The sequence below is a fragment of the Citrobacter sp. Cf116 genome (assembly GCF_030336505.1).
GTDB classification, from domain to species: domain Bacteria; phylum Pseudomonadota; class Gammaproteobacteria; order Enterobacterales; family Enterobacteriaceae; genus Citrobacter; species Citrobacter freundii.
Map to the genome: position 1 here is coordinate 197704 of NZ_JAOWEQ010000040.1, position 26141 is coordinate 223844.

The 26141-nt window shown below is 50.5% G+C and carries 19 protein-coding genes; 5 read left to right on the forward strand and 14 right to left on the reverse strand.

The window, feature by feature from the left end:
- Positions 1–26: 26 nt before the first annotated feature.
- From lpxK to OGV74_RS17740, 9 genes are all read right to left on the reverse strand, one after another.
- On the reverse strand, positions 27–1004 hold the full coding sequence (gene lpxK / locus OGV74_RS17700; protein WP_086503909.1) for a tetraacyldisaccharide 4'-kinase: 978 nt from the start codon (positions 1002–1004) through the stop codon (positions 27–29).
- A complete protein-coding gene (gene msbA, locus OGV74_RS17705; protein WP_003035784.1) occupies positions 1001–2749 on the reverse strand; it encodes a lipid A ABC transporter ATP-binding protein/permease MsbA in 1749 nt (582 codons plus the stop codon). The genes lpxK and msbA overlap by 4 nt, the downstream gene beginning before the upstream one ends.
- A gap of 36 nt (positions 2750–2785) precedes the next feature.
- Positions 2786–5050: a ComEC family protein gene (locus OGV74_RS17710; protein WP_086503908.1), complete on the reverse strand. Its 2265-nt coding sequence runs from the start codon at positions 5048–5050 to the stop codon at positions 2786–2788.
- Between the two features lie 205 nt (positions 5051–5255).
- Positions 5256–5540 (reverse strand): integration host factor subunit beta, encoded by a 285-nt coding sequence (gene ihfB / locus OGV74_RS17715; RefSeq protein ID WP_003035780.1) that lies wholly within the window; start codon positions 5538–5540, stop codon positions 5256–5258.
- 159 nt (positions 5541–5699) lie between these two features.
- A complete protein-coding gene (gene rpsA / locus OGV74_RS17720) occupies positions 5700–7373 on the reverse strand; it encodes a 30S ribosomal protein S1 (RefSeq protein ID WP_003035776.1) in 1674 nt (557 codons plus the stop codon).
- A 113-nt stretch (positions 7374–7486) separates the two neighbouring features.
- On the reverse strand, positions 7487–8170 hold the full coding sequence (gene cmk, locus OGV74_RS17725) for a (d)CMP kinase (RefSeq protein WP_003035772.1): 684 nt from the start codon (positions 8168–8170) through the stop codon (positions 7487–7489).
- 171 nt (positions 8171–8341) lie between these two features.
- Positions 8342–9625 carry a 3-phosphoshikimate 1-carboxyvinyltransferase gene (aroA, locus tag OGV74_RS17730; RefSeq protein ID WP_003035768.1) on the reverse strand — a complete coding sequence of 428 codons (1284 nt, stop codon included), beginning with the start codon at positions 9623–9625 and terminating at the stop codon, positions 8342–8344.
- Between the two features lie 69 nt (positions 9626–9694).
- Entirely contained in the window at positions 9695–10783 is a 1089-nt protein-coding gene (gene serC / locus OGV74_RS17735; protein ID WP_003847007.1) for a 3-phosphoserine/phosphohydroxythreonine transaminase, read from the reverse strand.
- A 212-nt stretch (positions 10784–10995) separates the two neighbouring features.
- Positions 10996–11688, reverse strand: a complete 693-nt coding sequence (locus OGV74_RS17740) for a DUF421 domain-containing protein (RefSeq protein ID WP_003847009.1) — start codon at positions 11686–11688, stop codon at positions 10996–10998.
- Between the two features lie 136 nt (positions 11689–11824).
- On the opposite strand from OGV74_RS17740, the gene ycaO reads away from it, so the two are divergent.
- From ycaO to pflA, 4 genes are all read left to right on the forward strand, one after another.
- Positions 11825–13585: a 30S ribosomal protein S12 methylthiotransferase accessory factor YcaO gene (gene ycaO, locus OGV74_RS17745; protein ID WP_286521296.1), complete on the forward strand. Its 1761-nt coding sequence runs from the start codon at positions 11825–11827 to the stop codon at positions 13583–13585.
- 404 nt (positions 13586–13989) lie between these two features.
- Positions 13990–14847, forward strand: a complete 858-nt coding sequence (gene focA, locus OGV74_RS17750) for a formate transporter FocA (RefSeq protein ID WP_003035756.1) — start codon at positions 13990–13992, stop codon at positions 14845–14847.
- A gap of 59 nt (positions 14848–14906) precedes the next feature.
- A complete protein-coding gene (gene pflB, locus OGV74_RS17755) occupies positions 14907–17189 on the forward strand; it encodes a formate C-acetyltransferase (protein ID WP_003035753.1) in 2283 nt (760 codons plus the stop codon).
- A gap of 185 nt (positions 17190–17374) precedes the next feature.
- On the forward strand, positions 17375–18115 hold the full coding sequence (pflA, locus tag OGV74_RS17760) for a pyruvate formate lyase 1-activating protein (RefSeq protein WP_003035751.1): 741 nt from the start codon (positions 17375–17377) through the stop codon (positions 18113–18115).
- Between the two features lie 43 nt (positions 18116–18158).
- Here pflA and OGV74_RS17765 read toward each other — a convergent pair whose 3' ends face one another.
- Together OGV74_RS17765 and OGV74_RS17770 are read right to left on the reverse strand one after the other, a co-directional pair.
- Positions 18159–19580 (reverse strand): amino acid permease, encoded by a 1422-nt coding sequence (locus OGV74_RS17765; protein WP_003035749.1) that lies wholly within the window; start codon positions 19578–19580, stop codon positions 18159–18161.
- A gap of 213 nt (positions 19581–19793) precedes the next feature.
- Positions 19794–20942, reverse strand: coding sequence for an MFS transporter (locus OGV74_RS17770; protein WP_003035748.1), 1149 nt, complete (start codon positions 20940–20942; stop codon positions 19794–19796).
- 385 nt (positions 20943–21327) lie between these two features.
- On the opposite strand from OGV74_RS17770, the gene ycaC reads away from it, so the two are divergent.
- Positions 21328–21954 (forward strand): isochorismate family cysteine hydrolase YcaC, encoded by a 627-nt coding sequence (ycaC, locus tag OGV74_RS17775; protein WP_003035746.1) that lies wholly within the window; start codon positions 21328–21330, stop codon positions 21952–21954.
- A 109-nt stretch (positions 21955–22063) separates the two neighbouring features.
- Here the strand turns inward: ycaC and OGV74_RS17780 are convergent, their stop codons facing one another.
- From OGV74_RS17780 to dmsA, 3 genes are read right to left on the reverse strand one after another with little or no spacing between them, the layout of a single operon-like run.
- Positions 22064–22927: a dimethyl sulfoxide reductase anchor subunit family protein gene (locus OGV74_RS17780; protein ID WP_086503906.1), complete on the reverse strand. Its 864-nt coding sequence runs from the start codon at positions 22925–22927 to the stop codon at positions 22064–22066.
- 1 nt (position 22928) lies between these two features.
- Entirely contained in the window at positions 22929–23546 is a 618-nt protein-coding gene (locus OGV74_RS17785; protein ID WP_003035741.1) for a DMSO/selenate family reductase complex B subunit, read from the reverse strand.
- Positions 23547–23556: 10 nt separating this feature from the next.
- Positions 23557–26001 (reverse strand): dimethylsulfoxide reductase subunit A, encoded by a 2445-nt coding sequence (gene dmsA, locus OGV74_RS17790; protein WP_286521299.1) that lies wholly within the window; start codon positions 25999–26001, stop codon positions 23557–23559.
- Positions 26002–26141 lie beyond the last annotated feature (140 nt).

The following is a 26141-nucleotide window of genomic DNA, read 5'->3' on the forward strand; positions in this document are numbered from 1 at the left end:
TGATTCGCTGCCGCAGCGTGAATCAGTTAGCGAGTCAGCGAGATTAAACTATCCAGCAACACGTCAGGCCGATCGCCTGACAAATGAGCGTCAACAGGTAAATACCACCAGTTTTCATCGGCAAATGCCCGGCACTTAACCGCATCTTTTTCCGTCATCACCAGCGTTTGCCCGGCGTTTACAAACGCACTGACGTCACTGTAGGTCAGAGACTGATGGTCTGCCAGCGCAATGCTTTTTTGCACGCTGGCACCGCATGCTTTCAACGTGGCAAAAAAACGCGGTGGGTGGCCAATGCCCGCCATGGCGACAATATTGGGCAATTGCGATACATCACGGCGTTCACCTGTACGTAAATTAACGGCCAGCCCCGGTTCAAGTCGCATAGGGATTTCCCCTGGTTGCGCAACGCCACCGTTAACAATAGTCGCATCCACCGATTTTAGACGACCTGCGCGTTCCCGCATTGGACCAGCGGGAAGCCACCAGCCGTTGCCAAACCGACGTTCGCCGTCAATAACCACGATTTCAACATCTCGCGCCAGACGATAGTGCTGTAGCCCATCGTCGGTCACAATAATCTGCACGTCATGTTGGGCCAAAATGGCTTTTACCGCATCCGATCTTACCGGGGATACCGCTACCGGCACGCCGGTACGTTGGGCGATCAGCACAGGTTCATCACCCGCTTCTGCGGTAGTGGTCTCTGCGGTCAATAACAACGGGTAAGCAGCCGCTTTCCCGCCGTAACCACGCGACACCACGCCCACGCGAATCCCGCGTTGCTGCAGTTGTTCAACCAGCCAAATCACCACCGGTGTTTTGCCATTGCCGCCGGCTGTAAGGTTTCCGACCACCACAACCGGTACTGGCGCGCGCCAAGCGCGTTTCAGCCCAAGCTTGTAGCATAGATGGATCCCGCCACTCACCAGGCCATAAAGCCAGGAGAGTGGAAGTAACAATCGCCACAGCGGCGATTCACCAGACCAGATACGTGCGATCATTGACCGAATTGCATTTTGTGTAATTGCGCATAGACCCCACGCTGCTCAATCAGGTCGCTATGGGTTCCGCGTTCGACAATCAGACCATCCTCCACCACGATGATTTCGTCGGCTTGTTCAATGGTTGAAAGACGGTGAGCAATGACCAGAGAAGTACGGTTTTTCTGTAGCTCATCCAGCGCAGACTGAATCGCACGTTCAGATTCGGTATCAAGAGCTGATGTTGCTTCATCAAGGATCAGAATTGGACTGTCACGCAACAAGGCACGGGCGATAGCGATACGCTGACGTTGTCCGCCGGAAAGCAGGACGCCGTTTTCACCAATCACCGTATCCAGACCATTATCCATCTTGTTGATGAAATCCATGGCGTAGGCCATCTGTGCCGCTTTTTCGATCTGCTCACGACTGTACATATCGGTACGCGCGTAGGCGATGTTGTTGGCAACCGTATCGTTAAACAGGTGCACATTCTGCGAAACCAACGCAACCTGATCGCGCAGGGATGCCAGGGTATATTCGCGCAGATCGTGTCCGTCCATCAGAATCTGCCCTTCATCAATATCGTAGAAGCGCGTAATCAGGCTGGCGATGGTGGATTTTCCTGAGCCCGAACGGCCAACCAGAGCAACGGTTTTACCCGCGGGAATATTCAGGTTGATGTTGCGCAGAGCCGGTACTTCACGTCCCGGATAGGTGAAAGTCACGTTGCGGAACTCGAGATCGCCGGTAGCACGCTCGATAACACGTTTACCTTCATCTTTCTCCTGTTCGCTATCCAGAATCGTAAATAAGGTCTGGCATGCCGCCATACCGCGCTGGAACTGCGCGTTGACGTTGGTCAGCGATTTCAACGGACGCATTAATGCGATCATTGAGGAGAAGACAACCGTAATTGTCCCTGCCGTCAGGTTTTCCATTACGCTTGGGAAGCTGGCCGCATATAACACGAAGGCCAGAGCCAGAGACGCAATCAACTGGATGATAGGGTCGGAGATAGAAGAAGCGGAAACCATCTTCATACCCTGCAAACGCATCTTGTTGCTGACCTTATCAAAGCGCTTGGTTTCGACTTCCTGACCACCAAAAATCAGAACTTCTTTGTGGCCTTTCAGCATCTGCTCCGCACTGGTCGTAACCTGCCCCATAGTGTTTTGCATGTTTTTACTGATGCTACGAAAGCGCTTGGAAACCACACGGATCGCCACTGACACAATTGGCGCCAGTACAATCAGGATCAGTGACAGCTGCCAGCTGTAATAGAACATCATGATAAACAGGCCAATGATTGAGGCCCCTTCACGTACCACGGTGATCAGCGCGCCGGAAGACGATGACGCGACCTGCTCTGAATCATAGGTAATACGTGACAACAGCGTACCTGTAGACTGTTTATCAAAAAAGGAGACTGGCATGCCCATCATATGACCAAACAGGCGGCGACGCATGGTCATGACCACTTTGCCTGACACCCATGAGATACAGTAGCTGGAGACATAACTGGTTAAGCCACGAACTATCATCAGCCCAATGACCACCAGCGGCATCCACAGCAGCACCGAACGATCCGTTTTACCAAAACCATCATCCAGTAATGGTTTAAGGAGCGATAACATGAAGGTATCGCTGGCCGCGTTAAGGACTAACGCTATACCCGCCACGATCAGACCCGATTTAAAAGGCGCTATGGTTGGCCATAGTCGGCGAAACGTCTGCCACGTAGAGAGATCTTTATCGTTATGCATTCAAAAAACCAGCATTTGTTAGAATAGCCGCATATTCTACCCGTTATCCTCCGACACGCCAAACCACTGATGATACCAACGAGGTAAAATCTGATCCCGCAAGCTGTGTATTCGCCAGTTTTTTTGGTAAAAATCCAGCGTAATCTGCCCCTGATGTGGTGTATCCAGCCATTGATAATTTTGTTTCCGATAACGTTGCTTCACTTTCCAGGATGGCAGACGCCAGGCGTTGTAACGAGATGCAGAGGCTAGTGCGGCCTGCCCGTCAACTCGCTGAATGAGTGCCAGTGATGATGAAGTATTGCTGCCATGATGCGGAACCTGCATCACCGTAGACTGCAGATGCTGCCAGTAGTGACTTAGCATTTTTTGTTCAGCGGGAGACTCAATATCACCGGTCAGCAGAACACTCTGATACCCATCATCAACTTTAACCACGCAGGAGTGGTTATTCCCCTGCCCTGTATTTCCACGCACAGGCCAGTGCGCACTGAAGGTTAACCCTTGCCATTGCCAACGTTCTCCGCGAAAACACGGGAGGTGTCCTTTCCAGCCTAGCGGACTTCTTATCCATAGTGATGGCCAGACTTGTTGTAAGGAGTGCAACCCTCCCCGGTGATCCATATGTTCATGGCTTAAAATGACCCCTTCCGGCTCCAGATTATGCCAACGCAACCAGGGAATAATCAGCTGTTGCGCGCTATCACCTTCAGGCCATGCCAGACCGGTATCGTAAAGCAGCGCTTTTCCATTACGCACAATCACCATCGCCAGCCCCTGCCCGACATCCAGCATATGCACTTGCCACACATCTGTACGCGGTGCACGCCAAAGCGGCCCACTCAGCAAAAGTAGCGCAGAGAAACAGACCACCGGTAGCGTACGCAAGATATTTAGTCGCCATGCGATAATCATCATTCCGGGTAAAAATGCGAGCCATTGCCAGCGTGCATCAATATTGATCCACCCTTCAGGCAGGCTCCTGAGCCCCCAAAATAGTAGCGCCAGAGAGCGATCCGCTAAATACCACAGATTCGATTCAATCATCACAAGTCCGGCTAAATGCACGATCATGCCTGCTAATATCAAGGGTACGGAAACAAACGTGACCAAAGGGACGGCAAACAAATTAGCCGGAAACGAGGTCAGACTAAAACCGTGAAACATTGCGATTTGTACGGGAAGAAGCAGAAGCGTAATACCCAATTGCAGATGAGCCAGCGCCAGAAATTGACGACCAGCACGCGACAGCGGCCAGTCCGGGAGCGGTACCCATTGGTACCAGAACAGCAGTGCCGCAACGGCGGATGCAGACAACCATAGGCTTTGCGAAAGAACGGCAACAGGATCCACCACCAGAATGGCTGCCAGACAGCAGATCCATACCGACCATCCGCTCCACTGCCTGCTGCTAAGTCTTAGCGCCCCCCAGACTAGCAGCGCAACAACCGTTCGTAATGCCGGGGGTTGCAGCCCTGTCAGCCAGGCATATAATGTGGCGCAGACAATCCCACCCACTAATGGAACCTGCCAGCAAATCCATCTGGCGGGCATAAAAAATTGTCCCGCGCGAATTATTCCGGCAGCCAGAAGTGCAGCAAACGCAATATGCAGCCCGGAGATAGCCATCAAATGAGCCGTGCCGGTATCACGCATAATCGTTTTCACCTCTTGTGACACGGACAAGCGCTCACCCATTCCCAGACCCAGTATAACCTGCTGCCAGGGATAGTCGGCGAGTACCGTTTTCAACGAGTCGAGAAATCGCGAACGCAAACTGCATTGTGGTGTGATAACCGAAGCCTGTAAGAATCGCCCCGTCAGCGGTTGATGCTGCGCCAATGCGTAACGCTGGCTATCAAATCCGCCTTCGTTTAACTGACCGTGTACGGCGCGGACTTTCAACGTCATCGCCCATGTCTGACCCGCACAAACATCACCGGGTAAATACTGTCCGTATAAGACGATTCCTTGTGCAGGAAAGATTCGTTTCCCCTGAAGGTGAGTAATTTGGCCGTAGTGCGTTGTCATATTGTCAGTTCCGGTTATCTGCACAATGGCTTGCTGGGTTTTCGCAGGCAGCGCATTACCGGCCCACAGAGCCTCTTTCGCAGCCAGGATTCCCCAAAGAAAAAACAGCAGGGTTAGTCCAGCGGAACGTATGTATTTGTGGGGGAGAAAACAGAGCAGACATGCCAGACAAAATACAATGCCGATACACAACATGCCTGGCAGCGTAGGTAATAGCATGAGTGGGAGAATGCCAAATAATGCACACGTACTCACCGTTGTTATTTTCATCAATAACCTCCCTGTTACAGGGAGTGTGCAGTACTCTTCGACGGTTGTCTGGCATCAATTTATCGTTATACGACCTGAGTTCCACAGACATTTAGTGGGGGTTGTAACGTACAAATTAACTGGGATGAGGATTCCAGGATAGGCGCACAGAAATGAAAAAAGCACCCATGTGGGTGCTTTCTCGGCGTTAAGTCTCGCTAAAAACTTAACCGTAAATATTGGCGCGATCGCGCAGTTCTTTACCTGGTTTAAAGTGCGGAACGTATTTCCCTTCCAGATCCACTTTATCGCCGGTCTTCGGATTACGTCCGGTGCGTGGTGCGCGGTAATGCAAAGAGAAGCTGCCGAAACCGCGGATTTCAATACGCTCGCCCTGCGCAAGAGTCGAGGCCATATGTTCCAGCATCTCTTTAACTGCATCTTCAACCGCTTTCGCGGGAATATGAGGTTGCTGGGTTGCAAGTCTTTCAATCAATTCTGACTTGGTCATGATTCCTCCGGTTCCTTAAAGGCATAATTAGCTGCTGCATTGATTAAGGGCGGCCGTAGCCGCCCTTTGTCATTGATTACAGGACGAATCCTGTAATCTGTCAAGCTACTCGTCATCCTTTGTGCCGTTAACAGCACAAAGGATTTAGAGCACTCGATATTACTCGCCTTTAGCTGCTTTGAAAGCTTCAGCCATTGCGTTGTTAGAGAAGTTAGCATCTTCCTGTTTGTTAACAGTTGCGATTGCATCTTTCTCATCAGCTTCGTCTTTAGCACGAACAGACAGGCTGATTGCACGGTTCTTACGATCAACGCCGGTGAATTTAGCTTCAACGTCGTCGCCTACGCTCAGAACCAGAGTTGCATCTTCAACGCGGTCACGTGAAGCTTCAGAAGCGCGCAGGTAACCTTCAACGCCGTCAGCCAGTTCTACGGTTGCGCCTTTAGCGTCAACTGCAGTGACTTTACCGTTTACGATTGCGCCTTTCTTGTTCAGTGCAACCCAGTTGTTGAACGGATCTTCTGCGAGCTGTTTAACGCCCAGAGAGATACGCTCACGCTCTGCGTCAACCTGCAGAACAACTGCTGCGATTTCGTCGCCTTTTTTGTATTCACGAACTGCTTCTTCGCCTGCAACGTTCCAGGAGATGTCAGACAGGTGAACCAGGCCGTCGATGCCGCCGTCCAGGCCGATGAAGATACCGAAGTCAGTGATAGACTTGATTTTACCTTCAACACGGTCTCCCTTGTTGTGGGTTTCCGCGAACTGCTGCCATGGGTTGTTTTTGCACTGCTTCAGACCCAGGGAGATACGACGACGTTCTTCGTCGATATCCAGAACCATAACTTCCACTACGTCGCCAACGTTAACAACTTTGGACGGGTGGATGTTTTTGTTGGTCCAATCCATTTCGGAAACGTGAACCAGGCCTTCAACGCCTTCTTCGATTTCAACGAAGCAGCCGTAGTCGGTCAGGTTGGTCACGCGACCAGTCAGTTTGGTACCTTCTGGATAACGCTTAGCGATAGCTACCCATGGATCTTCGCCCAGCTGTTTCAGGCCCAGAGATACACGAGTACGCTCGCGGTCGAACTTCAGCACTTTAACAGTGATTTCGTCGCCAACGTTTACGATTTCGCTCGGATGCTTAACGCGTTTCCATGCCATGTCGGTGATGTGCAGCAGGCCGTCAACGCCACCCAGATCAACGAATGCACCGTAGTCAGTGAGGTTCTTAACGATACCTTTAACTTCCATGCCTTCCTGCAGGTTTTCCAGCAGCTGATCGCGTTCTGCGCTGTTTTCGGATTCGATAACGGCACGACGGGAAACAACAACGTTGTTACGCTTCTGATCCAGCTTGATTACTTTGAATTCAAGCTCTTTGCCTTCCAGGTGCAGCGTGTCGCGGACCGGACGAACGTCTACCAGGGAACCCGGCAGGAACGCGCGAATACCATTCAGCTCAACAGTGAAGCCACCCTTGACTTTGCCATTGATAACACCAGTAACGGTTGCAGCTTCTTCGTAAGCTTTTTCCAGCGTGATCCAAGCTTCGTGACGTTTAGCTTTTTCACGGGACAGCAGGGTTTCACCGAAGCCGTCTTCTACTGCATCCAGAGCAACGTCAACTTCGTCACCAACCTGGATTTCCAGCTCGCCCTGGGCGTTTTTGAACTGCTCTGCCGGAATGGCGGACTCAGATTTCAGACCAGCGTCAACCAGTACTACGTCTTTGTCGATAGCAACAACAACACCACGAACGATGGAACCCGGACGGGTTTCGATTTCTTTTAAGGATTCTTCAAACAGTTGAGCAAAAGATTCAGTCATGTTTAATCTTCAGGTTTCATATTTAACGTCCACCTGGCTCCATGCCGGATGGGGTTGTTTAACATACCCGCTGTCAATCCATTGCAACGGGGGTACTGCAAATTCGGTCGCACTTAAGCGAGAGCCAGTTTTTGGCGCGCGTATTGTAACGCTTTTTCAATCACTTGCTCAATGCTTAATCGGGTTGAATCCAAAACTAAAGCATCAGCAGCAGGAACCAGCGGCGCTACAGCACGGTTACGATCGCGATAATCGCGTTCTTCGATCTCGGCCAAAAGGCGTTCAAAGTTAACACTAAAGCCTTTCTCCTGCAACTGTAGCATACGTCTATGCGCACGTTCTTGCGAGGAGGCGTCCAGAAAAATTTTCACCGGCGCATCCGGGAACACCACGGTCCCCATATCACGTCCATCAGCAATCAGACCTGGGGTTTCGCGAAATGCGCGTTGACGACGTAAAAGCGCTTCACGCACGCGAGGAAACGCCGCGACCTGAGAGGCGGCATTCGCCACTTCCTGAGTGCGTATTTCACCGCTGACATCCTCACCTTCAAGAATGACTTCAAGGTTGCCGTCTGTTGAGATAAAACGCACATCAAGGTGTGAGGCAAGCGGTACCAGAGCATCTTCAGATGTTACATCAACATGGTGATGTAACGCTGCGAGCGCCAGTACGCGGTAGATCGCGCCTGAATCTAACAGATGCCACTGCAATGCTTCCGCCATTGCCTTGCACAAGGTGCCTTTTCCTGCACCGCTTGGGCCATCAATGGTAATAACCGGGGCAATTGCCGTCATCTTTTTCTCCTTAAACGGGCGTACATTAACGTGAACGCCGCGCATTATACGCGCCAACGCCAACGATCGTTATCTTTGTGTGAAAAATGCAGAATCATTGAAGCTGAGTGTAGAATAAATAGGCAATCGGAGATGTCAGAATGTGCCGCACCCGAAAGTGCGGCAATGAAATCAGGCAGATGTACTAATACGCGCCAGCTGTTCGAAATAATCCGGGAAAGTTTTGGCGGTACATTTTGGATCAAGAATGGTCACAGGCGTGTCAGATAGCGCCACCAGCGAGAAACACATCGCCATGCGGTGATCGTTGTAGGTCGCGATGTCCGCAAATTGCAATGTTGCAGGCGGGGTGATGCGGATAAAGTCATGCCCCTCTTCCACTTCCGCGCCCACTTTGCGTAACTCCGTCGCCATCGCGAACAGACGATCGGTCTCTTTGACGCGCCAGTTGTAGATATTACGTAATGTCGTGGTGCCTTTCGCAAACAGCGCCGCCGTTGCAATGGTCATCGCCGCATCAGGAATATGGTTCATATCCATATCCACTGCGTTCAACTCGCCGCGAGTACAGGCAATAAAATCGTTGCCCCATGTAATGGTAGCACCCATTTTTTCCAGTACATCGGCAAAACGAATATCACCCTGCATGCTGTTACGGCCAATCCCGGTAACTTTTACCGTACCGCCTTTAATGGCACCCGCCGCGAGGAAATAGGAGGCGGAAGAAGCATCGCCTTCAACCAGGTATGCACCCGGTGACTGATACTGCTGCTGCCCCTTCACGACAAAGCGCTGGTAGTTTTGATTTTCAATTTCAACACCAAACGTTTTCATCAGGTTCAGTGTAATATCAATGTAAGGTTTGGATACCAGGTCACCTTTAATTGCAATCGTCGTATCCTGCGGCGCAAGCGGCGCAGTCATCAGCAGCGCAGTGAGGAACTGGCTGGAAACGCTACCGTCTACCTCAACCTGGCCTCCGGTAAAGCCACCGCGCAGACGTAAAGGTGGATAGTTTTCCTGCTCCAGATAGTCAATTTTGGCTCCGCCCTGGCGCAGCGCATCAACCAGATGGCCTATCGGGCGCTCTTTCATGCGCGGTTCGCCCGTCAGCACGATGTCATTGCTGCCCAGACATAGCGCTGCGGCCAGCGGGCGCATTGCGGTACCGGCATTACCAAGGAACAGTTCCACTGAGCCTTGCGCATGTAATGCACCACCATTGCCAATAATCTCGCAGCGGGTACGATCAGCAGAAAGGGTATAGCTAATCCCTAACACATTCAGAGCATTGAGCATATGGCGAACATCATCGCTGTCCAGCAGGTTGGTCAGGACAGTGGTGCCATTGGCTAATGCGGCCAGCAGCAAAGCGCGGTTAGAAACACTTTTGGATCCAGGCAGATTGATTGTGCCATCCACCCGCGCAATGGGTTGTAACGTCAGGGATTCCATGAAACTCGACTCTCAAAAACAGACATAAAAACCCCACAGACAGGCTGTGGGGATGAAAAGTACAGCAGATTAGCCACGACGGCGTTCAAAATCGACCATGAAATCGGTCAGTGCTTTTACACCTTCAAGCGGCATTGCATTGTAGATGGACGCACGCATACCGCCGACCACACGATGCCCTTTCAGCGCATGCAGGCCCGCAGCAAAAGACTCTTCCAGGAACAGTTTATCCAGTGCGCTGTCAGCCAGCTGGAACGGTACGTTCATGCGTGAACGGTTGGATTTCGCCACATCGTTACGGTAGAAATCGCTGTTATCAATTACGCCGTACAGCAGTTCCGCTTTTTGCTGGTTAATTTTATCCATTGCATTAACACCGCCCTGCTTTTTCAGCCATTTAAAGACCAGGCCAGACAGATACCAGGCAAAGGTTGGCGGTGTATTGAACATGGAGTCGTTGTCATTCAGCACGGTATAGTCGAGGATTGACGGGCATGATACATGAGCTTTACCCAGCAAATCTTCACGGACGATGACAATCGTCAGGCCGGCCGGACCGATGTTTTTCTGTGCCCCGGCATAAATTACGCCGTAACGGCTAACGTCAAGCGGTGCGGAAAGAATGGTAGAGGACAGATCAGCCGTGACCACAACGTTGCTGGCAAAATTCGGTGTTTCATCGATCGCAATGCCATCGATAGTTTCGTTCGGACAATAGTGCAGGTACGCCGCGTTATCAGAAAGCTGCCATTCACTCATCGGCTTAACAGCACGCAGGCCGTCCACGGTGACTTTGGCATCAATAACGTTTGGCGTGCAGTATTTTTTCGCTTCTTTAATTGCACTGGCGGCCCAATAACCGGCATCGACGTAATCCGCGGTGGTTTTATCACCCAGAATATTTAACGGGATACCCGCGAACTGCCCACGACCACCGCCATGGCAGAACAACACTTTATAGTTGGAGGGGATGCTAAGAAGATCGCGAAAATCCTGCTCCGCTTCCTCGGCGACCTGGATGAATTCTTTGCCACGGTGGCTAATTTCCATCACCGACGTGCCAAGACCGTTCCAGTCGCGAAGATCCTGTTGAGCCAGTTTAAGTACTTCTGCCGGTAGCATTGCCGGACCTGAACTAAAATTAAAGACCTGAGCCATTTCCCCTCACCACGTTGTGTTGTTGTCCAATCAACATCCTGTCATTGACGATAATCCGGTGACAGACATTGGTATAAGTTATTCCTGTGGATATCGGTTTTATCATTCAGTGACACGCGCCGCAATGGGTAAAACTGACCAGGGTAAAAATGTGTCATTGGTCACACAACAGAATCTATCGGATTGACGGGTAAAAACCGAGATTTTTGCTGTCAGGTAACCCGTTTTGCCCGACTGGCCTTCGACCATTCTGGATTTGCACAGCGTGGACATAATTGATGATCTCCGGCGTTCATTTGCACCACTTCGCTACAACGTATACAGGCATAGTCCCCTGCTTCAGGCATTACTTTAAATCGTTGCGTACAGTGCTTAGGTAAAATACTGAGCCCCGGCTTTACGTCTTCATCGGCAAAGAAGTAGACGCTGATTTGTCCATTCGTCTCCAGAATAGCCAGTTTTACCTGTCCCAATTGCTCCACGCCGTTCAAACGCAGTTCCATAAAGAATTCAAATTCCGTCATATTGGCACTATTGAGCTTTGACCATGCCAGCTCGCCATCTTCAATGATCACGACGGGTTTGCCCTCCAGCAGGTCCTCCATTTTTTCACTATGCGCCATCAGCCACATTACCAACCGATACAGCACAGCAAGAGTAATAAAAACCACCAGCACCGGCAGCATCGGGACATCGTCATAGAATGCCACGTCTCCCGCTGCAGAACCCAGCGTAAGGATGATCAGCACTTCAAAAAGCGACATCTGGCGTACGCCGCGACGTCCGGTGATTTTTAAAAACAGAAAAACCAATATAAAGGTGTAGAGGCTGCGTAACGCAACTTCCCCCAGAAAATCCATGGGCACCTTATCAAGCGCCATACGGTGCAAATCGAAAGCTTTCATTAATATGCTCTAAACGTAGTTGGCTGTAAGAAAGCATAGCCAATGCTTTTATTTACGCCTGAGCTCCGGCGGCGATAGCGCCGTTCATTGAAAACCCGTATCATTGCGCGCTTTCCGTACGACAAAAGTGATTTTCATGACGCAAACATTTATCCCCGGCAAAGATGCCGCTCTGGAAGACTCCATCGCTCGCTTCCAGCAAAAATTGCTCGACCTCGGTTTTCAAATTGAAGAAGCCTCGTGGTTGAATCCCGTCCCTAACGTCTGGTCTGTACATATTCGCGACAAAGAATGCGCGCTGTGCTTCACCAACGGTAAAGGCGCGACGAAAAAAGCGGCGTTGGCTTCCGCGCTGGGCGAATACTTTGAGCGTCTGTCGACTAACTATTTCTTTGCGGATTTCTGGTTGGGCGAAACTATCGCCAATGGCCCGTTCGTGCATTATCCGAACGAAAAATGGTTCCCGCTGACAGAAGAAGACGATGTACCAGAAGGTTTACTGGATGCACGTCTGCGTGCGTTTTACGATCCAGATAACGAACTGACTGGCAGCATGCTTATCGATCTGCAGTCTGGTAATGAAGAACGTGGCGTCTGCGGCCTGCCGTTTACCCGTCAGTCGGATAACCAGACTGTCTATATTCCGATGAATATTATCGGCAACCTGTATGTTTCTAACGGCATGTCCGCGGGTAACACGCCTAACGAAGCGCGCGTTCAGGGCCTGTCTGAAGTCTTTGAGCGTCATGTGAAGAACCGCATTATTGCGGAAAGCATCAGCCTGCCGGAAATCCCGGCCGAAGTCATGGCGCGCTATCCGGCAGTGGTGGAGTCCATCGCCACACTGGAAGCGGAAGGTTTCCCAATTTTTGCCTATGATGGCTCGCTGGGCGGCAAGTATCCGGTGATTTGTGTTGTCCTGTTCAACCCGACCAACGGTACCTGCTTCGCTTCCTTCGGCGCACACCCGGATTTCGGCGTGGCGCTGGAGCGTACCGTCACTGAACTGCTGCAGGGTCGTGGTCTGAAGGATCTTGATGTCTTCACCCCACCGACCTTCGACGATGAAGAAGTGGCAGAACATACCAACCTTGAAACTCACTTCATCGATTCCAGCGGTTTGATCTCATGGGATCTGTTCAAGCAGGATGCCGACTATCCGTTCGTTGACTGGAATTTCTCTGGCACCACGGAAGAAGAGTTCGCCACTCTGATGGCCATCTTCAATGCTGAAGATAAAGAAGTGTATATCGCTGACTATGAGCACCTGAGCGTTTACGCGTGCCGCATTATTGTGCCGGGAATGTCTGACATCTATCCGGCAGAAGATCTGTGGTTAGCCAACAACGCTATGGGCGCCCATCTGCGTGACACAATCCTCTCTCTGCCGGGCAGCGAATGGGATAAAGAAGACTACCTCAATCTGATCGAACAACTGGATGAAGAAGGTTTTGACGACTTCACCCGCGTGCGCGAGCTACTCGGTCTGGCGACCGGTGCGGATAACGGTTGGTACACCCTGCGTATTGGCGAGCTTAAAGTGATGCTGGCGCTTGCCGGTGGCGATCTGAAGCAGGCGCTGGTGTGGACAGAATGGACGATGGAATTTAACGCCTCCGTCTTTAGCGCGGAACGTGCAAACTACTATCGCTGCCTGCAAACATTGTTGCTGCTGTCTCAGGAAGAGGACCGTCAGCCGCTGCAATATCTGAACGCATTTGTCCGCATGTACGGCGCTGAGGCGGTTGAAGCGGCAAGTGCCGCACTGAGTGGTGAAGCTCCATTTTATGGACTTCAGCCAGTAGACAGCGATCTGCAGGCATTCCCGGCACATCAGTCTCTGCTGAAAGCCTATGAGAAATTGCAACGCGCGAAAGCGGCACACTGGTCAAAATAGTGACAAACAACTTGCCTCGAGTAGGCTAAATGTATTGTCTGAGCTATATTACGGGGCGCTTAAAGCGCCCCGTTTTTTATTTTGGTCAAACCAAAAAATAAATGTAAAAACAAGGTTAAATATTAGTAGTTGATATTAAAAAAATTAGCTTATTAATGTGGTTTTTTATCTCAATTACTCCATTTTAATTAACCGTCCCATAGGAGGCTGAAAGAAAAAATTCAACTCACTTTATAATTTTTAAAATTTATTTTTATATGGATAATCAACATGTTACACCGTAATCGCATAAAAACCATGCGTCTTACGGGCCTATAAGCCAGGCGAGATATGATCTATATCAAATTCTCATCTATAATGCTTTGTTAGTATCTCGTCGCCGACTTAATAAAGAGAGAGTTAGTGTGAAAGCTGACAACCCTTTTGATCTTATTCTACCTGCTGCAATGGCCAAAGTTGCCGAAGAAGCAGGCGTCTATAAAGCAACGAAACATCCGCTTAAGACGTTCTATCTGGCAATTACTGCCGGTGTATTCATTTCAATTGCCTTTGTTTTCTATATTACCGCCACAACCGGCACTGGTACTATGCCTTTCGGCATGGCGAAATTAGTAGGTGGTATCTGCTTTTCCCTGGGGCTGATTCTTTGTGTTGTCTGCGGTGCAGACCTCTTCACTTCAACCGTACTGATCGTCGTTGCTAAAGCCAGTGGTCGTATTACCTGGGGTCAGTTAGCGAAAAACTGGCTTAACGTTTATGTCGGTAACCTGGTGGGTTGCTTGCTCTTCGTGCTATTGATGTGGCTTTCCGGCGAATACATGACCGCCAACGGCGCGTGGGGGCTCAACGTCCTACAAACAGCCGACCACAAAGTGCACCATACTTTTGTTGAAGCGGTAAGTCTTGGCATCCTGGCTAACCTGATGGTGTGCCTGGCGGTATGGATGAGCTACTCGGGCCGCAGCCTGATGGACAAAGCGTTTATCATGGTATTACCGGTCGCAATGTTTGTTGCCAGCGGTTTTGAGCACAGTATCGCAAACATGTTTATGATCCCTATGGGTATTGTAATACGCGATTTCGCCACCCCGGAATTCTGGACCGCTGTTGGGTCTTCTCCGGAGAATTTTTCTCACCTGACCGTGATGAATTTCATCACCGATAACCTGATTCCGGTTACGATCGGTAACATTATCGGCGGCGGTTTGTTGGTCGGGTTGACATACTGGGTCATTTATCTGCGTGGTAACGATCATCATTAATCTGATGATGCCCATTACACGCAGTAAATAAAAAATCCACTTAAGAAGGTAGGTGTTACATGTCCGAGCTTAATGAAAAGTTAGCCACAGCCTGGGAAGGTTTTACCAAAGGTGACTGGCAGAATGAAGTAAACGTACGTGACTTCATTCAGAAAAACTACACTCCATATGAGGGTGACGAGTCCTTCCTGGCTGGCGCAACTGATGCGACCACTGCACTGTGGGACAGCGTGATGGAAGGCGTTAAACAGGAAAACCGCACTCACGCGCCTGTTGACTTTGACACCTCCGTTGCTTCTACCATCACTTCTCACGACGCTGGCTACATCAACAAAGCGCTCGAGAAGATTGTTGGTCTGCAGACTGAAGCTCCGCTGAAACGTGCGATCATTCCGTTTGGCGGCATCAAAATGGTTGAAGGTTCCTGCAAAGCGTACAATCGCGAACTGGATCCGATGCTGAAAAAAATCTTCACCGAATACCGCAAAACCCACAACCAGGGCGTATTCGATGTTTACACCAAAGACATTCTGAACTGCCGTAAATCCGGTGTTCTGACTGGTCTGCCAGATGCCTATGGCCGTGGCCGTATCATCGGTGACTACCGTCGCGTTGCGCTGTACGGTATCGACTACCTGATGAAAGACAAATACGCTCAGTTCGTCTCTCTGCAGTCCGATCTGGAAAACGGCGTAAACCTGGAAGCAACTATCCGTCTGCGTGAAGAAATCGCTGAACAGCACCGCGCTCTGGGTCAGATCAAAGAAATGGCTGCTAAATATGGCTGCGATATCTCTGGTCCGGCTACCAACGCTCAGGAAGCTATCCAGTGGACTTACTTCGGCTACCTGGCCGCAGTTAAATCTCAGAACGGTGCAGCAATGTCCTTCGGTCGCGTATCCACCTTCCTGGATGCTTACATCGAACGTGACCTGAAAGCAGGCAAAATCACCGAGCAAGACGCACAGGAAATGATCGACCACCTGGTCATGAAACTGCGTATGGTTCGCTTCCTGCGTACTCCTGAATATGATGAACTGTTCTCCGGTGACCCGATTTGGGCAACTGAATCAATCGGTGGTATGGGCGTTGATGGCCGTACTCTGGTTACCAAAAACAGCTTCCGCTTCCTGAACACCCTGTACACCATGGGTCCTTCTCCGGAGCCGAACATCACCGTTCTGTGGTCTGAAAAACTGCCTCTGAACTTCAAGAAATTCGCCGCTAAAGTGTCCATCGACACCTCTTCTCTGCAGTACGAGAACGATGACCTGATGCGTCCGGACTTCAACAACGACGACTACGCTATCGCTTGTTGCGTAAGCCCGATGGTTGTTGGTAAACAAATGCAGTTCTTCGGTGCGCGTGCAAACCTGGCGAAAACCATGCTGTACGCAATCAACGGTGGCGTTGATGAAAAACTGAAAATGCAGGTTGGTCCTAAATCTGAACCGATCAAAGGCGACGTTCTGAACTTCGACGAAGTTATGGACCGCATGGATCACTTCATGGATTGGCTGGCTAAACAGTACGTCACTGCACTGAACGTTATCCACTACATGCACGACAAGTACAGCTACGAAGCCTCTCTGATGGCGCTGCACGACCGTGACGTTATCCGCACCATGGCGTGTGGTATCGCTGGTCTGTCCGTTGCTGCTGACTCCCTGTCTGCAATCAAATATGCGAAAGTTAAACCGATTCGTGACGAAGACGGTCTGGCTATCGACTTCGAAATCGAAGGCGAATACCCGCAGTTTGGTAACAACGATTCTCGCGTTGATGACATGGCGGTTGACCTGGTAGAACGTTTCATGAAGAAAATTCAGAAACTGACTACTTATCGTAACGCTATCCCGACTCAGTCTGTTCTGACCATCACCTCTAACGTGGTTTATGGTAAGAAAACTGGTAACACCCCAGATGGTCGTCGTGCTGGTGCGCCGTTCGGACCGGGTGCTAACCCAATGCACGGCCGTGACCAGAAAGGTGCTGTTGCCTCTCTGACCTCCGTTGCTAAACTGCCGTTTGCTTACGCTAAAGATGGTATCTCTTACACCTTCTCTATCGTTCCGAACGCTCTGGGTAAAGACGACGAAGTTCGTAAGACCAACCTGGCAGGTCTGATGGATGGTTACTTCCACCACGAAGCGTCCATTGAAGGTGGTCAGCACCTGAACGTGAACGTCATGAACCGTGAAATGCTGCTGGATGCGATGGAACATCCGGAAAAATATCCGCAGCTGACCATCCGCGTTTCTGGCTACGCAGTACGTTTTAACTCCCTGACTAAAGAACAGCAGCAGGACGTTATCACTCGTACCTTCACTCAGACCATGTAATTGGTTTTGACTGAAATCGTACTTTAAAAAGCGTACAATAAAGGCTCCACGTAAGTGGGGCCTTTTTAATAGCCTGCTTTGTCAGCCATCTATACTTATGGATAGCAGCCAAAACAGACTCGACACAGTTAATAACTGTGCACTAACACTGGCCCCGGATGGGCCACACCTGGAGAAACACCGCAATGTCAGTTATTGGTCGCATTCACTCCTTTGAATCCTGTGGCACTGTTGATGGCCCGGGCATCCGTTTTATTACCTTCTTTCAGGGCTGCCTGATGCGCTGCCTGTATTGCCATAACCGCGACACGTGGGATACGCACGGCGGTAAAGAAGTTACCGTTGACGAATTAATGAAAGAGGTGGTGACCTACCGCCACTTTATGAACGCCTCCGGAGGCGGCGTGACAGCGTCTGGCGGCGAAGCTATCTTGCAAGCTGAATTCGTACGTGACTGGTTCCGGGCCTGTAAAAAAGAAGGTATTCATACTTGTCTGGATACTAACGGTTTTGTTCGCCGCTACGATCCGGTGATCGATGAGCTGCTGGAAGTCACCGACCTGGTCATGCTCGATCTCAAACAGATGAACGATGAAATCCATCAGAATCTGGTGGGTGTGTCTAACCATCGTACACTCGAGTTCGCGCGTTACCTGTCCAACAAAGACATCAAAGTGTGGATCCGCTATGTTGTCGTACCTGGCTGGTCTGACGATGACGACTCCGCACACCGCCTTGGCGAATTTACCCGCGATATGGGCAACGTTGAAAAAATCGAGCTGCTGCCTTACCACGAGCTGGGTAAACACAAATGGGTGGCAATGGGCGAAGAGTACAAACTGGATGGCGTCAAACCGCCGAAGAAAGAGACCATGGAGCGCGTGAAGGGTATTCTCGAGCAATATGGACATAAAGTGATGTATTGATTTTTATGGTGGGTAACAGATACGTTACCCACCTGACTCTGCCTTAACGCCCTCTTCTCGCCAGTAACGGGAAAATCAATCCCAGTCCAACCAGCACAAATGGCGTCACAATATTCAGCGTGAGCTGGAATGTCCACTCTGGGGTGAAGGCTTCCATTTTCGGGAAAATCCCAGTCAGACAGGCAAATGCGGTAAAGGCAAAGCACCAGATCCCCACGGTCATTGCAAGCGATCGGTTGCGAATAAAGACATATTCCGATTTATATTTTTGCGCCAGACGAATAACGGCAATGAACGCCACAAACACCCATAAATAACGCAATGGCATCACGACAGAGTTAAGATTCAATAGCCATTTATACAGATTATTCATGTCGCCAATTCCCAGTGTTGGCAACATAATCAGAATCGCCACCAGCACCAGCGTCAGAATATAACCATTTACCGGCGTACCGGAAGCGTTGGTTTTACACAGGCTCTCGGGAATATATTTACGATCAGCATCACCCAGCAGAACTTTAAGCGGTGCATCAATAGAAAATACCAATGCCGCAATCTGTCCCAGCGTATTGGCAATCGCGTAAATAACCATCAGCGAATTACCCATACCATAATACTCGCCCAGTTTCTGGAAGGCGTAATATTGACCATTCGTCATCAGGTCATCTGGAATATGCCGGGAGTCAAACATCATTCCCATAGCCAGCGACCCGAGAATCGCACATACCGCCACCATAACAGCCAGAACGAGCATCCCTTTCGGAAATTCTTTGCCCGGATTACGTGTCTGATTAACGTATGGCGAAATTTTCTCCGCGCCGCCCACGGCAAAGACCAGCATGGAGATCGTGGTAATGTAGGTAAAATCAATGTGCGGGATAAACGATTCCCAGGTGATATTGGTTGTCGCTATCTGCACATCCGTAATTGCAGGCGCAGTTACCGCCATCACGACATACAAAATGGACATCACAAACATCGCAATGCCTGCAACTGACCCAACAATTTTCAGCGATTTCATGCCACGGGACGCAACCCACATGAAAAAGACAAACAGCGCCAGCGTCAGCCCCTGCAACGCCACAACGGTGTACTCTTTAATCAACGAACCATCGCCCTTCAGCGCCCATCCCAGCGCAATCAGAATAGCCTGCGGTTTTTGCGCCAGATAAGGAATATGCACAACCCAATAGGTCCATGCAGCAAGATAGGCCAGCCCTGGCCCCATGGTATGTTTAATCCAGGTACTGACGCCGCCTTTACCCTCTTTAAAAGTTGAACCAAGCTGCCCGACGATCAACGCATAAGGAATAAAATAGAGCGCGAAAATAAATATCCAAGAGGAGACAACAACCAATCCCTGATTGGCATAGTTGTTAACGACGTTGCCAAAACCCCAAACGGTAATAAAAGACATCAATGCAATGTTGTACCATCGCAATTGTTTTTCCTGCACACCAGCCATACGCAATCCTTCGTGGAAGCTTTATGATTATCAATAAATGAGGCGTGGGATTATGCGCGGTAAAATGAGCGAGCGGAAACGGCAGGATGTAAAACTATAACCTTCTGCACACTTTATTTTCAGGAAAGAAGTGTGTGATAAAATAATGCAGGTTCCCATAAAGCATACATAAACAGTATGTATGGGAACCTGTTCATATTCTGTTAAATCAGGTCAAATGTGCGCAATAGAATTGGGTGTATGGCCCGTTTTACGCAACAGCATCAGTAAATAAATAAACGATACGCTGGCGATCATGATAAACAGCAAGCTATCTGAATAATTCTGCATCAGCATCGCAGTAAATGAAGGACCCAGCAGACTGCCCACGGTATAGCTCAATAACAATGCCTGATTCATGGCGACCAGCTGATGATGCTCCACCTTTTCACAGGCCCAGGCCATCGCGACCGGGTAGAGGGTAAAGCCTGCCGCACCCAACATAAACAACGCGGGCGCCATCGCCGCCTGATTCAGCATGGCGATACTTCCGACGATCACCACGAAGACCTGGACGCGTAAAACCAACAGACGTCCCAGCTTGTCCGCCAGACGGCCAATCGGCCATTGCCCCAGAATACCTGCACTTACCAGGACCGCCATCCAGAAACCAATGCTGGCGTTACTCACCCCCTGATGATTGAGATACAGCGGCATCAGGCCATACAAAGACCCCAGCACAATCCCGGAAATAATACAGCCATTCACGCCCAGACGCGCCTGGCGGAGTTTCAGCATGGAGACAATAGGCGTAGACTGCTGCCCATCACCCTGCTGATTGGCAATGCGCGTAAACAGCAGTGGCAAAACACCCGCCAGGATAGTACCCGTCACCCACGGCAGGACATTCATCAATTCCGTGGATACTTTACTCACCAGCAGTTGGCCTAAAAACGTCCCCACGTAATAGATCATCATATAGGCGGCAAGCAAACGTCCGCGATTACGCGAAGTCCCGCTGCACATCAGCGCGCTTTCCACCACCACCCAAATCATGGCGCAGCCAACACCGGCGATAAAACGCCAGGTCATCCAGCTCCAGAATCCCACCATAATCCCCAGCCCGACACAGCCCGCGGCAAAAATAAGCGAGGCGATGTAATAGCTGCGGTTAAAACCCAGATGTTTTATTAAATACCCTGTCAACAACGTCCCTACCAGATTACCGGTAAAGTAAGACGAGCTCACCACACCTACCTGCCAGGTGGGCAGATTTTCATGGGCGAGCCAAAGCGGGACGAGCGTGTTTAACACGGCGATCGCCAGGGTCAACAGAAGTAGCCCGCACAGCAATAGCATGACGGGACGGGTATAGGTGGACATGAATAAAAACCGTGAGGAAGTTCAAATTTCATGCGCATCATGCCACTGCTAAAAACATTGTCAATCGGCGTAATCAAAGGGCTGAGGCGCTTTCTGGTCGATCGATTTGCATTACTGATTCTTAATGTGAATAGATAAAAAACACAAAATCACATCTGCTTGTTTTTATTGATCTAAAACAAAAATCTCGCGTTACGTTCAGTCGAAAAATTTCATGGATTACCCTTACTTTTATTTCTTACTAAACTCAATGCGGGATGCTGAGCTGCATTGTCTTCAAAATAGAACAGTGAGTTCTTATTTAGGCATCTACTCCAGATATCGTTCTTTTCGTAGACTTAAACTCATCAAATTTCCCCCACTGATGCTGAACAGGAGAAATATCATGACTAAACCTTACGTAAGACTTGATAAAGATAATGCGGCAGTACTGCTGGTCGACCATCAGGCTGGCCTGCTCTCTCTGGTTCGGGATATCGATCCCGATAAATTTAAAAACAACGTGCTAGCCTTGGGTGACTTAGCAAAATACTTCAACCTCCCAACCATTCTGACAACCAGTTTTGAAACAGGACCAAACGGGCCGCTGGTACCGGAACTGAAAGCGCAATTTCCCGATGCGCCCTATATTGCTCGCCCAGGAAACATTAACGCATGGGATAACGAAGATTTCGTGAAGGCAGTGAAAGCGACCGGCAAAAAGCAGCTGATTATCGCCGGTGTCGTGACGGAAGTTTGCGTCGCCTTCCCTGCGCTCTCAGCTATTGAAGAAGGCTTTGACGTCTTTGTGGTAACCGATGCTTCAGGCACATTTAATGAAATTACCCGTCATTCAGCTTGGGATCGGATGTCTCAAGCAGGCGCTCAGTTGATGACATGGTTCGGAGTAGCGTGCGAGCTGCACCGCGACTGGCGCAACGATATCGAAGGTCTGGCAACGCTGTTCTCGAATCACATTCCGGACTACCGCAATCTGATGACCAGCTACGACACGTTAACTAAGCAGAAGTAAAACCAGGGCGAAAACCCTGGCCTGACATATTGCCTGATGACGCGCAGCTTTAAGGCCTACGGATCTGTAGGCCTGATAAGACGCAAGCTACCATCCGGCATAGTTTGGATTAACTCGCCACCGCCATACCGACTGTCATATGCAGCCCGTAGAACACGCCACGACCAATCAGCTCGCCGACTAACAGCAAAATAAACGCCACGGAAAGCAGCGGAACGGCAGGCTGGTAACCCTTCACTTGCGGTACAATCCAGCAGCACAACGCTAATGCCAGCGCCACAATCCGCCACGCCATCAGCGAGCCGTAATCCGGAACCAGCGCAGAAGCCTGTTGAATCGAACTGTGGATCGTCGCCAGTTCAGCCCCCTGCATGACAGACATGATGGCGCTTACGACCAGAGCAAGCACTGAAATTGCCGGCAGCAGGCGCATAGCCCAACCATCCACGCCAGCAATTCTCAGTAACAGATACCCCAGCAGCGGACCGCCCATAAACATCGTCAGGAAGAAGCCCAGCGGAGTCCAGACGCTGTACCAGGTCGGCACAGTATCAATGGTGTTATAAACGCGTACCATCATCCAGACAAAAACCACACCCAGCACCATGGTGACAACTAACCACAGATTGCGTAATGCGGGCGACATTTTTTTCAACGTGGCCAGCAGCCAGCCGATACCACCAACGGCAAAGAAGATTGAACCGCTGGCAATTTCGTTACTCAACGCCGAAGACCCAACGCGATTGAGCGAGTTAAAGGCGCGCATCGGCGAGCCCAGGTGGAGCATAGAAGCAATGAAGCCAATGCCCATTAATACCCACAATCCAAACATGCTGGCAATCACGCGCTGCTGCGATTCTGGACGCAAGTCACCTTTCATCAACGCCAGCGCAAGAACGATAAAGCCACCAACCACACACTGTCCGAAGACCGTGAAGATCATCAGCGGCCATTCATGCCATCCACTTCCCATCTTACACCTCCTTCGGATTGGCCAGATAACCTGTGGTATCCCCGGTCGGGCGGCTATTGGCGTTAGGTTTGATGACAATACTCGGTTTGGTAAAGTGCGCGCCCGGCAGTGGCGCAACCGCAGCCAGGGTGCCATGCTTTTTGCGCAGCTCTTCAATCGGACCAAAATCCAGCGCACGCAGTGGGCAGGATTCGACGCAGATAGGTTTTTTACCTTCAGCGACGCGCTCATGGCAGCCATCGCATTTAGTCATATGCCCTTTTTCAGCATTGTACTGCGGCGCGCCGTAAGGACAGGCCATGTGGCAATACCGACAGCCAATGCACACGTCCTCATCGACAACGACAAAGCCATCTTCACGTTTGTGCATCGCGCCGCTCGGACACACCTTGGTACAGGCTGGGTCTTCGCAGTGGTTACACGCAATGGAGAGGTAATAGGCAAAGACGTTCTGATGCCAGACGCCGTTATCCTCCTGCCAGTCACCGCCTGCATACTCATAAATGCGGCGGAAGCTGACCTCCGGGGTTAAATTTTTAAAATCTTTGCAGGCCAGTTCGCAGGTTTTGCAACCGGTGCAACGGCTGGAATCAATAAAAAATCCATACTGGGTTGTCATCGGTTACTCCTTACACCTTTTCAACCTGAACAAGGTTCGTGTGTGATGGGTTCCCCTTCGCGAGAGGAGACGGACGCTGGGTCGTCAGGACGTTAATACAACCGCCCTGGTCCACGCGTTTTGCGTCCGGGTCATACCACGCCCCTTCGCCTAGTGCCACCACGCCAGGCATCATACGCGGCGTTACTTTAGCCTCGATGTGCACTTCACCACGATCGTTAAAGATGCGCACCTTGTCGCCGTTGTTAATGCCGCGTCTCTGCGCATCCATCGGGTTGATCCACATTTCCTGACGGCAGGATGCTTTCAGAACATCCACGTTGCCATAGGTAGAGTGGACGCGAGATTTGTAGTGGAAACCGGTCAATTGCAGAGGGAATTTCTCCGCCAGAGGATCGTTTATGCTTTCAAATCCTGGGGTATAAATCGGCAGTGGATCAATCACATCACCTTCCGGCAGTTCCCAGGTCGCCGCGATCTCGGCAAGTTGCTGCGAATAAATTTCGATCTTACCTGACGGAGTAGTCAGCGGATTGGCGTCAGGATCCTCACGGAACGCCTTGTACGCCACGTGATGCCCCTGTGGGTCACGCTGTTTAAAGATCCCCTGCTTGCGGAATTCTTCAAACGTTGGCAGTTCAGGAATCGCTTTGCGCGACTGCTCGTACAGATGACGCATCCACTCTTCCTGAGTGCGACCTTCTGTAAACTGCTGCTCAACGCCTAGGCGTTTCGCAAGCTCGCTGGTCATCTGGTAGATAGTCTTGCATTCGAAGCGTGGTTTGATCGCCTGATCGGTGAAAATCACATACGACATATTCCCGCAGGAGGCATCCAGTGCGAAGTCCATCTGCTCCGAAGCAGTACAGTCCGGCAGCAAAATATCCGCGTATTTCGCCGAGGAGGTCATATGGCAGTCGATGACAACGATCATCTCGCACTTCTTATCATCCTGTAGGATTTCGTGTGTGCGGTTGATGTCGGAGTGCTGGTTAATCAGGCAGTTACCCGCATAGTTCCAGATCATCTTAATCGGAACATCGAGTTTATCTTTACCACGAACACCGTCACGCAGCGCCGTCATCTCCGGACCTCGCTCAATGGCGTCCGTCCACATAAACATCGAGATACTGGTTTCTACAGGGTTTTCCAGCGTAGGCATACGTTCAAACGGCAAACTGTATGAGCCCTCACGCGCCCCGCTGTTGCCGCCGTTAATCCCAACGTTACCGGTCAGAATAGCCAGCATAGAAATGGCGCGGGTCGCTATTTCACCATTAGCATGACGCTGCGGTCCCCACCCCTGGCTGATGTATGCCGGTTTAGCGCTACCGATTTCACGTGCCAGTTTGACGATTCGTTCAGCAGGAATACCGGTAATTTGCGCAGCCCATTCCGGGGTCTTGGCAATACCGTCGTTGCCCTGCCCAAGAATATACGCCTTATAGTGACCGTTTTTCGGTGCATCGGCCGGTAAGGTTTTCTCGTCGTAACCTACGCAATATTTGTCAAGGAACGGTTGATCAACCATGTTTTCGGTGATCAGAACATAGGCCAGCCCATTTACCAGCGCGGCATCCGTACCCGGACGGATGGGGATCCACTCATCTTCACGACCCGCGCCAGTATCCGTGTAGCGAGGATCGATAATGATCATGCGGGCATTGGATTTCTGTCGCGCCAGTTCAAGGTAATAGGTTACCCCACCCCCGCTCATACGGGTTTCACCTGGGTTATTCCCGAACAGAACCACCAGCTTGCTGTTTTCAATGTCTGACGGGCTGTTACCGTCTGCCCAGCCGCCGTAGGTGTAGTTCAACCCGGCAGCGATTTGCGCTGAAGAGTAGTCACCGTAGTGATTCAGGTAGCCACCACAGCAGTTCATCAGACGTGCTACCAGCGTTTTGCCCGGTGGCCAGGAGCGTGTCAGGGTGCCGCCCAGCGTACCTGTGCCGTAGTTCAGGTAGATAGACTCGTTGCCGTAGTCTTTGATAAGACGCTGCATATTGCTGGCAATGATGTCGTAGGCTTCATCCCAGCTGATACGCTCAAATTTACCTTCGCCACGTTTGCCGACGCGTTTCATCGGGTATTTCAGACGATCGGGATTATAGACGCGACGGCGCATAGAGCGCCCACGCAGACAGGCGCGTACCTGGTGCAAACCGTCGTAGTTGTCATCACCGGTGTTGTCGGTTTCAACATACTTTATTTCACCATCTACCACGTGCATACGCAGAGGACAGCGGCTACCACAGTTCACCGTACACGCGCTCCAGATGACTTTCTCACTGGCCTGTGTTGGATTAAGGGCTTCTGCAGCATTTGCAATACGGGTAAATGGCAGGGTAAACGCGCTACTGGCCACCGCCAGTCCGCCTATCGCCGTCGTTTTCACCAAACCTCGGCGACTAACCTCAGCTGCCAGCATGGCATCGGGGATCTTAGTTTTCATAGTGGCTCACTCTGCTGCTCACAATAAACAAAAGGCAAATATTCGTTGTATAGATTTTTATATAACGTTACTATCGATATACAGACTGGTAGATACTGAATTTGCGAAAAGACAGAGATAAATACTGACTTTCATTTGAA